Origin of the sequence: Georgenia daeguensis, assembly GCF_039537705.1 — a bacterium.
GTDB classification, from domain to species: domain Bacteria; phylum Actinomycetota; class Actinomycetes; order Actinomycetales; family Actinomycetaceae; genus Georgenia; species Georgenia daeguensis.
On the sequence record NZ_BAABBA010000025.1, the window covers coordinates 22451 to 33268 of the forward strand.

Below are 10818 nucleotides of genomic sequence, written 5' to 3' on the forward strand. Positions count from 1 at the left end.
ATTATGCCGCGCGCGCCCCCGGGGCCAGGCCGCCCACCCGGTCGGCGGAGCGGCTCAGCCGGCCGCGGCCAGGACGACGTCGGCCGCCGCCCGCCCGGCTGCGGCCGCGGAGGCGTGCTCCTCGACCCAGCCCGCGAGCCGTTCCGCGTCGGCCGGCCCGGCGCGCAGCGCGGCCACCATGGCGCGGGCGACGGCGGCGACGTCGTGGTCCACGGCCCACCCCAGGCCGTGGGCGGTGACGTCCTCGGCCGCCGGGCCCGTGCCGGCGAAGATCACCGGGGTCCCGCAGGCCAGGGCGGCGTAGATCTTGGTGGGGTACGCGAAGTCGTACCCCAGGCCGGGCACGATGCTGACCGCCGCCGCGGCGGCTCCCCGCTGCCAGCGCGCCGCCTCCGCGGGCGGCACCAGGCCGCGCATCTCCACGGTGCCGGGCGGCAGCGTGGCGGCGAGGTCGGCGATGGCCTGCCAGGCGCTCCCCTGGCCGAGGAAGACCAGCCGCGCGTCCGGGACCTGCTCCAGGACGGTGGCCATGGCGCGGACGAAGACGTCGGCGCCCTGCCACTCGGACGTGGTGCCGGCGTAGACGACGTACGGCCGCCCGCCGCCGTCCTGGGCCTCGCCGTCCGGGCCGGGACCCACAGGGGTGAAGACCGACGTGTCCACCCCGTTGCGCACCGTGGTGACGTGGCGGACCCCGAGGGCGGCGAGCCGTTCGCGCACGCCGTCGGAGACCGCGACGACGCGGCGGGCGCCCCGCAGGGCGAACCGCTCGACGGTCCGGAGGACGCGCACCGCCGCGCCGGGCATCTCGGCGGCCTCGGCCGCGTCCGCCCACAGGTCCGCGGCGTAGTAGACGTAGGGCACCCGCCGCAGCGCGCAGACCACCCGCACGACTGACCCGGTGGTCGGCGGCGGCTCGCTCACCACCACGTCCGGCCTGGGTGTCAGGAGCAGGCGCAGCGCCAGCGGGACGTCGAAGCTGAGGTACTGCAGGTAGCCGCGCACGTAGCCGGACCGGTCCCGCAGCACGGGCCACCGCCGCACCCGCACGCCGGGCAGCGAGGGCTCCGCGCCGGGCGCGCGGACGGTGAGGACGGTGACGTCCGCCCCGTCGCGGGCCAGCGCCTCGCACAGCGCCCGCAGGCGGAACGACGCCGCGGCCACCTCGGGCGCGAAGATACGGGTGGCCAGCACCACGCGTGGGCGGCCGCGGCGTGCGTCACGCATCAGCAGCGCCGGCCGACCGCGCCGTCGGCGACGGCGCCCGTCCCACCGAGGGTGATGCGGGCGTCGGCGCCGAGCCGGCCGATCGTGGCGCGCACGACGTCGTCGGTGCAGGTGCGCCGGACCAGCAGCATGGGGGCGTTGTCGTCACCCGCGGACGGTACGCCGCTGAGGGCGTCGGCGTAGGCGGCGCCGGTGGCGAAGTAGGCGTCCGAGGCGCCGTCCGGCCACACCGCGTCGGCGATCGCCGCCGATGTCGCGTACCGGTCCTTGCCCGAGAGCCGCTGGATCTGGACGGACGGCAGTGCGCGCTTGACCTCGTCGACGACCCTGTTGCCGACGGCGCCGGTGCCGCCGAGGACGACGACCTTGGCCGGCTTCAGGCGCTGGAGCTCCTGCCGGGTCGCCGTCGGCAGGCCGCCGGGCTGGGTGAGGTACATCGGCGAGCGCTGCTTGGCGGCGGCGGCCCCTCCGGAGAGGGCGTCGGCGAAGGTCTGGCCGGAGGCGAGGTAGACCGTCGAGACCTTGGTCGGGTCCGTCCACATCTTCCGGCCGACGGAGGCGGCGGTCTCGTACCGGTCGGAGCCCTGGAGCCGCTCCACCGGGGCGTAGGCGCCGAGCTGGCGCACGACGGTGTCGCTGATCGCCCCGCTGCCGCCGAGCACGTAGATCTTCCTCGGGGTGAGCCGCTTGAGCTCGACCTTCACCGAGGTGGGGATGCCGCCCGGCTGGACGAGGAGCACGGGCCCGTCGGCGACGGTCGCGGCGGGGCCGCCCGCGAGGGCGTCCGCGTAGTCCTGGCCGGTGGCGACGAACACGGTGCTCGCCCAGGTGTTGGACCAGCCGGACGCGGCGACGCTGGTGGCGTAGCGGTCGTCACCCGAGAGTCGCACGCTGTCGTAGCCGGGGTCCTTCACGACCGTCATCCGCGACTCGTACGAGGTGATGAGGTTCTTCAGCTCCGGGAGGCGTTCGATGAAGAACTTGCCCGGGCAGGCCGTCTGCCCGACGTAGTAGTGCCCGACCACGCGCGGGATCGCTGCCCCGTTGATGCCCTTGGCGCTGCCGGAGGTGGTGATGCCGCTGAGCGCGAACTTCCAGGCGGTGACCTGGGCGACCTTGTTGAAGGCTGCCTCGGGAACCTTGACGAGGTCGTAGTTGCCGATCACCGAGATGCCGAACATCGTGTCGTTCACGCCGGACGCGTGGGCGCCGACGATCGGGTTGGTCAGGCCGCCGTAGCGCCCTTCCCAGGCCCGGCCGAACTTGTCGACGATGACGTTGTAGCCGATGTCGCCCCACCCTCGCGTGACCGCGTGGTACTGGTAGAAGCCGCGGATGATCCCGGGGACCTGGCCGGACGTGTAGCTGTTGCTGCTCGCGCTGTGGTGGACGACGACGCCGGTCACCTCTCCGAGCTCGGGCTTCCACTGCCGGATCGACTCGTCCGCGCCCCAGTCGGCCCGCGAGTAGATCGAGGGGGTGCCCGGGACGACGGCGGAGGGGACGGCGAACTGGCCGGCGCCGTCGCCGACGACATCCTGGCCGATCGGTGCGCCGTTGTCGGCGGGGCTCTGCCCGGGATCGATCACGTCGAGCCGGGGGTCGGTGGGCAGCTCGCCCGCCGGCGCGGCGAGGGAGACCTCGATGGTCTCGGCGTCCGTGACCACGATCGGCTCGGTGCCGCCGCGGCTGCCCTCGGGCGCCTCCTCGGCGGTGACGGCGGCCGTGACCTCCATGTCGGTCCAGCCGGACCAGGCCTGGCCGTCGTGGCTGCGGAGCCGGACGGTCAGGTCCTCACCCGCGTCGAGCTCGGCCCAGCTGACACCGACGACGCGCAGCTCGCCGCCCTCGGCCGTCACGACGACCTCTTCCGTCCCCGGCGACGCCGCGACGGCCCCGTCCATCTCCACGACCTCGGTCTCCGCCTTCACCGGCACGGCCCCCTTGACGGTGGCGGTCTCGCTGGCCGGCACCTCGGGGGTGTCGGGCGCGGGCGCCTCGGGGCCGGAGGCGGCCGGCGCGTCCTGGCCGGTCGTCGCGGCCGCGGGCGGAGTGAGCAGCAGGCCCGGCAGCGCCAGAACAGCGCCGATCGAGACGAGCAGGGAGCGGGATCGAGTTTTCACGGTGGAGCCTTTGTGCTTGGGGAAGAGGCTGTGCTCGCTCTTCAGCGTCGCACAGCGTCCGCAACCCTCCAAGGGTTTGGCGTCCGGAATGCCCTGTGTCGTCCGCCACCGCCGGACGCGCGGAACGGGGCCCGCCGGACGTGACGTCCGGCGGGCCCCGTTCCCGGATCCGCGTATCCCGGCCGCGTCAGACGCGGACGGCGGAGGCCTCGCGTGCGGACTCGAGGATGGCCTCGACGACGGTGAGGGTGTGGACGCCCTCGGCCATGGACACGGCGGTGGTGGCGGGGGTGTTGGTGCCGTGGATGGTGTCGCGGAAGTTCTCCTGCTCCACCCGGAGGGGTTCGCGCTTGTTGATGGCGTAGCGGATGGCGTCGCCCTCGGAGACGCCGCGGAAGGCGGCGACGGCGTCCCACTGGGTCGCCAGCGTGCCGTTGGCGTAGAACGTCAGGTCCGCGCTCGCGGTGTCGGCGACCAGGGCGCCGCGCTCGCCGGTGACGATGGTCTGACGCTCCTTGCGGGGAGAGAGCCAGTTCACGAGGTGGTTGACGATCACCCCGTTGGCCAGGCGCCCGACGGCGACGACCATGTCCTCGTGCTCGCGCCCGGAGCGGTGGGTCACCTGCGCCGAGACGGTCTCGTAGGGGGACTGGGCCAGCCACGCGGTCAGGTCCACGTCGTGGGTGGCGAGGTCCTTGACCACCCCGACGTCGCTGATGCGGCCCGGGAAGGGGCCCTGGCGGGAGGTGGCGATCTGGTAGACCTCGCCGAGCTCGCCCTCGGCGATCCGGCGGCGCATCTCCAGCAGGGCCGGGTTGCACCGCTCGACGTAGCCCACGGCCCCGACCAGGCCCGCCTTCTCGAAGGCGTCCGCGACCCGCCGGCCGGCCGCGGCGGTGTGCGCGATGGGCTTCTCCACCATGGTGTGCACCCCCGCGGCGGCCAGGGCCAGGGCGACGTCCTCGTGGTAGATCGTCGGGACCGCGACCATCGCCGCGTCCAGCCCCTGCTCGATCAGGGCGTGGACGTCGGGCAGGACCGGCAGGCCCTGGGCGACGCCGAACTTGTCCCCGCCCGGGTCGGCGACCGCGACCAGGTCCATCCCGTCGGTCTCGCGGATCACCCGGGCGTGGTGGCGGCCCATCGACCCCAGGCCGATCAGCCCGACCCGGATCGTGGGGCGGGCGGTGCCGTTGCTCTCCCCCATCTCAGGCACCCGCCTTCACGACCACGGTGTTGACCGCGGTCACGATCCGCTCGAGGTGCTCGGGCGTGAGCGAAGGGTGGACGGGCAGGGAGATGACCTCCGCCGCCGCCCGCTCCGTCTCGGGCAGCTGAAGCCCCGGCGCGTAGCCCTTCAGTGACTCCAGGCGGTGGTTCGGGATCGGGTAGTACACCCCCGAGCCGACCTGGTGCTCCTCGCGCAGCGCGGTCACGACCCGGTCCCGCTCCGCCCCGGCCGCGCCGGGGATGCGGATCGTGTACTGGTGGTAGACGTGCACCGCCCCCGCCGCGACCGGCGGGGTGGTCACCCCCTGAAGGTTCGCGTCCAGGAACGCGGCGTTCTCCTGGCGCCTCTGCGTCCAGGCGTCGACCTTGGTCAGCTGGACCCGCCCGATCGCGGCGTGGATGTCCGTCATCCGGTTGTTCAGCCCCACCAGCTCGTTGGCGTACTGACGCTCCATGCCCTGGTTGCGCAGCAGCCGCACCCGCCGGGCGATCTCCCCGTCGGCGCAGGAGACCATCCCGCCCTCCCCGGACGTCATGTTCTTCGTCGGGTACAGCGAGAACATCCCGAACGTCCCGAACGTGCCCACCCGCTTCCCGTCCAGGGAGGCGCCGTGGGCCTGGGCGGCGTCCTCGAACACCATCAGGCCGTGCTCGTCCGCGATCTCCTGCAGGGCCGGCATGTTCGCCGGGTGCCCGTACAGGTGCACCGGCATGATCGCCCGCGTCCGCTCCGTCACCGCCGCGGCCACCGAGGCCGGGTCCAGGCAGAAGAAATCCGGCTCGATGTCCGCGAACACCGGCGTCGCGCCGGTCAGCGCCACGGAGTTCCCGGTCGCGGCGAAGGTGAACGAGGGCACGATGACCTCGTCCCCCGGGCCGATCCCGGCCGCCAGCAGCCCCAGGTGCAGCCCCGAGGTGCCCGAGTTCACCGCCACGCACTCCCGCCCCTGCACCAGGTGCTCGGCGAACTCGGCCTCGAAGGCCTTCACCTCCGGGCCCTGCGCCACCATCCCCGAGGCGAGCACCCGGTCCACCGCCACCCGCTCGTCCTCGCCGATGATCGGCCTCGCCGCAGGAATCATCTCCAGGCTCATCAGGCCCGCACCTCTCTGATCGTGTCCTCGAACTCTTCGTACACCACGCCCGTGGCCGGGCACCGCCACGCCTCATCCTCGCGCACCAGGGGCACCCCGGCCGCACCGACCCAGCCGATCCGGCGGGCCGGCACCCCGGCCACCAGGGCGTGGGCCGGGACGTCCCGCGTCACCACCGCCCCCGCGGCGACCGTGGCCCACGCCCCGATCGTCACGGGCGCGATGCACACCGCCCGCGCCCCGACCGATGCGCCGTCCCCGATCGTGACCCCGACCGGCTCCCAGTCGTGCGCCGACTTCAGCGACCCGTCCGGGTTCACCGCCCGCGGGAACGTGTCGTTCGTCAGCACCACCGCCGGGCCGATGAACACCCCGTCCCCCAGCACCGCCGGCTCGTACACCAGCGCGTAGTTCTGCACCTTGCAGTGCCGCCCCATCCGCACACCCGTTCCGATGTAGGCGCCACGACCCACCACGCACCCCTCGCCCAGGACCGCACCCTCGCGCACCTGTGCCAGGTGCCACACCGACGAGCCGTCACCGATCACCGCCTCCGGCGATACGTCCGCGCTCTCCACGATGCGAGTTGTCATCCGGTCTTCCTTGCCTCGGGCCGCGTCCGGTACCTGCGGCGGGTCGGGGGAACGGTATCCCAGGGCCGGCGGACCAGCCTGGGACGATCGGCTGAGAGAATGGCCCCATGACCACCGAGTCCCCCGTGACCGACGCGTGGCTCGTCGTCCCCCTGTACAACGAGGCCGCGGTGATCGGCGACGTCGTCGCCGCCGCCCGCACCCGCTTCCCGCACGTGGTGTGCGTCGACGACGGCTCCTCCGACGGCTCGGCGGCGGCCGCCGAGGCGGCGGGCGCCGTCGTCGTCCACCACCCCTTCAACCTGGGGCAGGGTGCGGCGCTGCAGACCGGCATGCGGTACGTGCTGGAGCAGACCGACGCCGAGTACCTCGTGACCTTCGACGCCGACGGCCAGCACCAGGTCGAGGACGCCGCCGCGATGGTCGACGTCGCGCGGCGCGAGGGCCTCGCCGTCGTCTTCGGCTCCCGCTTCCTCGACGAGCGCACCCGTCCGGGCCTGCTCAAGCGGCTCGTGCTGCGCACGGCGGTGTGGGTCACCAACCAGTCCACGGGGCTGCGGCTGACCGACGCGCACAACGGCCTGCGGGTGATCCGGCGGGACGCCGCCGCCAAGCTCGACCTGAAGCAGAACCGGATGGCGCACGCCACCGAGATCGTGCTCAACCTCGGGCGCACGGGCCTGCCGTGGGCGGAGCACCCGGTGCACGTGCTGTACACGGACTACTCCCGGGGCAAGGGGCAGTCGCTGCTGAACTCGGTCAACATCCTGGTCGACCTGGTGTTCAACTGATGGGGGCGTCGTGCTGATCCAGATCATCCTGCTGGTGGCGATCGCCGTCATCACCGTGCTCCTGACCCGGTCGACGGCCGGAGCCCGGCACCAGGCGGTCCGCCGCCTGATGCTCGTCGGCTTCGTCCTCCTCGCCGTGCTCTCCGTGCTCTTCCCGAGCTGGCTCACGTGGCTGGCCCGGCTGCTCGGCGTCGGCCGCGGCGCCGACCTCCTGCTGTACGCCCTGGTGATCGCGTTCCTCAGCTCTCTCGCCACCACCTACCGCACCACGGCGCTGCTCAACAGGCGCATCACCGTGCTCGCCCGCAAGGTGGCGCTCGCGGAGGCCGCGCTCGCCGTCCAGGAGGAGCGCACGACGGCCCTCCCGGACCGCCCGGCCGGGACGGCCCCGGCCCCCTCCGGCGGTGCTTCCGCCGGCCGCACCGGCGACGCCGACGGCGCCCCGCGCCGCGCGGACCAGGCGAGAAGGGCCCCGACCGAACCTTCCGGTTCGGTCGCGCCCTGACGCCCCCGTGGCCCGACGCGCCGTAGGATCGGTGATCGTGCCGAGACATGCCAACGCGCCCGGGCCCCGGGCGTCCCTGACGCGAGCCGAGGAGCCGCCCGCGTCCCCGCGGCACGCCCGCGCCCTCGACCGGCACCGGCTGCTCCGCCGCACCGGCGTGGGCGCCCTCGCGGCCGTCCTGTTCCTCGGGTCGGGCGCCACCTTCGCCTACCAGGAGATCCAGGGCAACATCGGCCGCCACGACATCGAGGACCTGCTCGGGGACGACCGACCCTCCGCCGTCGCCTCGCCGGAGCCGATCGACTCCAAGGCCGGGCAGCCGATCAACCTGCTCGTGATGGGCTCCGACGTCCGCGAGGGCGCGAGCGACGTGGACGGCGCCGGCGCGGCCGGCGAGGTCAAGGGCATGCGCTCGGACACCGCGATGATCGCGCACGTCTCCGCCGACCGGTCCCGCGTGGAGGTCGTCTCGATCCCGCGCGACACCCTCGTCGACGTCCCCTCCTGCCGGCTCCCGGACGGCACCGAGACGCCCGAGCAGTCCGACGTGATGTTCAACTCGGCCTTCCAGACCGGCGGGGAGACCGGCGACGTCGGCGCCGCCGCGGCCTGCACGATCCGGACCGTCGAGGACCTCACCGGCATCTACATCGACGACTTCGTGGTCGTGGACTTCGCCGGGTTCAAGAACGTCGTCGAGGCGCTCGACGGCGTCCCGCTCTACATCCCCGAGCCGATCGACGACCCGTACGCCCAGGTGCAGGTGGCCGCGGGGTGCCAGGTGCTCGACGGCACCGAGGCGCTCGGCGTCGCCCGGGCGCGAAAGACCGTGGGCGACGGCTCCGACATCTCGCGCATCGGCCGGCAGCAGGAGCTCGTCGCGGCGATCGCCCGCGAGGCCCTGAGCAAGAACCTCCTGACCGACCTGCCCGCTCTCTACCAGTTCCTCGACGCCGCCACGTCCACGCTGACGACCGGCCCGTACATCGGTGGCCTGCCGACCATGGCGGGGCTCGCCAACTCCCTGCGCGGCCTCGAGCCCGGGGCGATCAGCTTCGCGACGATGCCGTTCGAGTGGGCAGGCCCGCGCGTCGTCCCCTCCGCGGACGCGGAGCAGATGTGGGAGAACATCAAGGCCGACCGTCCCATCGACGCGACGCTGACCGGCACCGGGGAGGCGCCCGCGCCCGAGCCGACCGAGACGACCACGGACGAGCCGACCACGCCGCCCACCGAGACGCCCTCGGAGGACCCCACCGACGACGGCGTGGTCACGGCCGCCCCCGAGCCGACCATCCCGGTGTGCACCAAGTGACGGCCAGCCCCGTCCCCCAGGTGACGGGGCTACCCTGGCGTCCGCACGAGCGGCGCGGTGCCGCCGCGGGGCCGGGACCAGCGAGACGTGGAGGGGCATGAGCGAGGACGAGCGGGCGAAGCTGCCCCCCAGCTTCCGCCCCGTCAGAGGCGGCAGCCGGCCCGACCCGCGCACCGCCCGCCCGGTCGGCTCCGGCGAGCCGACGGCGCAGCCCGCCCACCCCCGCCGGCACGCGCGCCCGGCGCGGGGCTCGTCCGAGGCCGCGGAGCGACCCGTCCCGCGCCCGGCCGCCCGCAGCCGCACGCCGGAGGCCGTCCCCCCGCCGTCGTACGCGCCGCGTGGCACCGCGACCGCCTCCCCCGCTTCGCGGACGGCGCCGCCCCGGCGGCCGCAGCCGGCTCCGGCGGCGCCCGTCCCGGCACCGGCCTCCCCGAGCAGGACCGGCCGGCGCCGGCGCCCGGGCCTGGTCCTGCTGGGCGTGCTCCTCGTGGTGCTGCTGGCCTGGCCGATCGGGCTGCTGATCTGGGCGAACGGCAAGCTCCAGCACGTCGACGCGCTCACCGGTGCGCCGGACACCCCGGGGACGACCTACCTGCTCGCCGGTTCCGACTCGCGCGCGGACGGCGCCGTGGCGGACGCGACCGAGGGTCAGCGCTCGGACACCATCATGGTCATGCACGTGCCGGACTCCGGCCCGACGGCCCTCGTCTCGCTCCCGCGCGACACCCTCGTCGAGATCCCCGGCTACGGACCGGAGAAGCTCAACACCTCCTACTCCCTGGGCGGCCCGCCGCTGCTCGCGGAGACCGTGGAGCAGCTGACCGGCCTGACCGTCGACCACTACGTCGAGATCGGGATGGGCGGCGTCCAGGACGTCGTCGACGCGGTGGGCGGCGTGGAGCTGTGCCTCGACTACGACGTCGACGACGAGTTCTCCGGGCTGCGGTGGACGGCCGGCTGCCGCGTCGCCGACGGCCCCACCGCCCTGGCGTTCGCCCGGATGCGCTACTCGGACCCCAACGGTGACATCGGCCGGGCGGACCGTCAGCGCCAGGTGATCGGGGCCGTGATGAAGCAGGTCGCCGCGCCGTCCACCCTCGTGAACCCGGTCGACCACGTCCAGCTCGTCGAGGCGGGGACCGGGGCGCTGGTCACCGACACGGACACCGGCATCGTCGACCTCGGGCGCATGGCCCTGGCGTTCCGCGACGCCACGGGCGGGAAAGGCGTGACGGGCGCCCCCCCGGTCGCCGACTTCGACTACCGCCCGGGCGGGATCGGCTCGACGGTGCTCCTCGACGAGGAGCTCGCGCCGCAGTTCTTCCAGCGTCTGCGGGACGGCGAGCTGACGCCGTCGGACGTCGAGACGACCCCGTAGCCGCCGGCACTCCTCGCCGCGCCGGGCCGGCACGGTCGTTGACCTTTTCGGTCCCGCACGGGATATTTCCCGGGCAGGTGCCGAATCCGCTCGAGGACGTGCGAGGACGACCCGTGGCCCCCAGACCGAGAGCCCGCCGGTGGGTCCTTGGCGCCGCCGTGGCGATGCTCCTGCCGGCGCTCACCACCGGGCCGGCAGCAGCCTCCGCCCCGGCGTCGCCCGGGGTGCTGCCCGCCGCGGTGAGCACGGTGGGTGACTTCACCGGCGACGGCCACCCTGACCTCATCGCCCGCCACGCCACCAGCAAGACCCTCTACCTCTACCGCGGCAACGGCACCGGCGGCTTCCAGACCGGCTCCACCCAGATCGGCTGGAACTGGGGCGCCGTCGACACCATCATCAGCCCCGGCGACTTCACCGGCGACGGCCGCCCCGACCTCATCGCCCGCCACGCCACCAGCAAGACCCTCTACCTCTACCGCGGCAACGGCACCGGCGGCTTCCAGACCGGCTCCACCCAGATCGGCTGGAACTGGGGCGCCGTCGACACCATCATCAGCCC

Annotated in this window: 10 protein-coding genes; 5 read left to right on the plus strand and 5 right to left on the minus strand. The window is 74.1% G+C overall.

Annotated elements, in window-relative coordinates; genetic code table 11:
* Positions 1–54: 54 nt before the first annotated feature.
* From ABD774_RS18320 to ABD774_RS18340, 5 genes are all read right to left on the minus strand, one after another.
* On the minus strand, positions 55–1227 hold the full coding sequence (locus tag ABD774_RS18320) for a glycosyltransferase family 4 protein (protein ID WP_345044423.1): 1173 nt from the start codon (positions 1225–1227) through the stop codon (positions 55–57).
* Positions 1227–3350 (minus strand): cell wall-binding repeat-containing protein, encoded by a 2124-nt coding sequence (locus ABD774_RS18325; protein WP_345044425.1) that lies wholly within the window; start codon positions 3348–3350, stop codon positions 1227–1229. Before ABD774_RS18325 ends, ABD774_RS18320 begins: the two co-directional genes overlap by 1 nt.
* A gap of 187 nt (positions 3351–3537) precedes the next feature.
* Entirely contained in the window at positions 3538–4557 is a 1020-nt protein-coding gene (locus tag ABD774_RS18330) for a Gfo/Idh/MocA family protein (protein ID WP_345044428.1), read from the minus strand.
* A 1-nt stretch (position 4558) separates the two neighbouring features.
* Positions 4559–5674, minus strand: coding sequence for a DegT/DnrJ/EryC1/StrS family aminotransferase (locus ABD774_RS18335; protein ID WP_345044431.1), 1116 nt, complete (start codon positions 5672–5674; stop codon positions 4559–4561).
* Complete coding sequence (locus ABD774_RS18340) at positions 5674–6267, minus strand: acyltransferase (protein WP_345044433.1); 594 nt, start codon at positions 6265–6267, stop codon at positions 5674–5676. Before ABD774_RS18340 ends, ABD774_RS18335 begins: the two co-directional genes overlap by 1 nt.
* Positions 6268–6374: 107 nt before the next feature.
* Between ABD774_RS18340 and ABD774_RS18345 the strand changes: the two genes are divergently transcribed.
* The 5 genes from ABD774_RS18345 to ABD774_RS18365 form a co-directional block, all read left to right on the plus strand.
* Complete coding sequence (locus ABD774_RS18345) at positions 6375–7058, plus strand: glycosyltransferase family 2 protein (RefSeq protein WP_345044436.1); 684 nt, start codon at positions 6375–6377, stop codon at positions 7056–7058.
* Between the two features lie 10 nt (positions 7059–7068).
* Entirely contained in the window at positions 7069–7563 is a 495-nt protein-coding gene (locus ABD774_RS18350; protein ID WP_345044438.1) for a DUF2304 domain-containing protein, read from the plus strand.
* A gap of 37 nt (positions 7564–7600) precedes the next feature.
* Positions 7601–8878 carry an LCP family protein gene (locus ABD774_RS18355; RefSeq protein WP_345044440.1) on the plus strand — a complete coding sequence of 426 codons (1278 nt, stop codon included), beginning with the start codon at positions 7601–7603 and terminating at the stop codon, positions 8876–8878.
* Positions 8879–8975: 97 nt separating this feature from the next.
* Positions 8976–10256, plus strand: a complete 1281-nt coding sequence (locus ABD774_RS18360; protein ID WP_345044442.1) for an LCP family protein — start codon at positions 8976–8978, stop codon at positions 10254–10256.
* 113 nt (positions 10257–10369) lie between these two features.
* The coding region (locus ABD774_RS18365; RefSeq protein ID WP_345044445.1) for an FG-GAP repeat domain-containing protein at positions 10370–10818 on the plus strand (449 nt) is incomplete at its 3' end.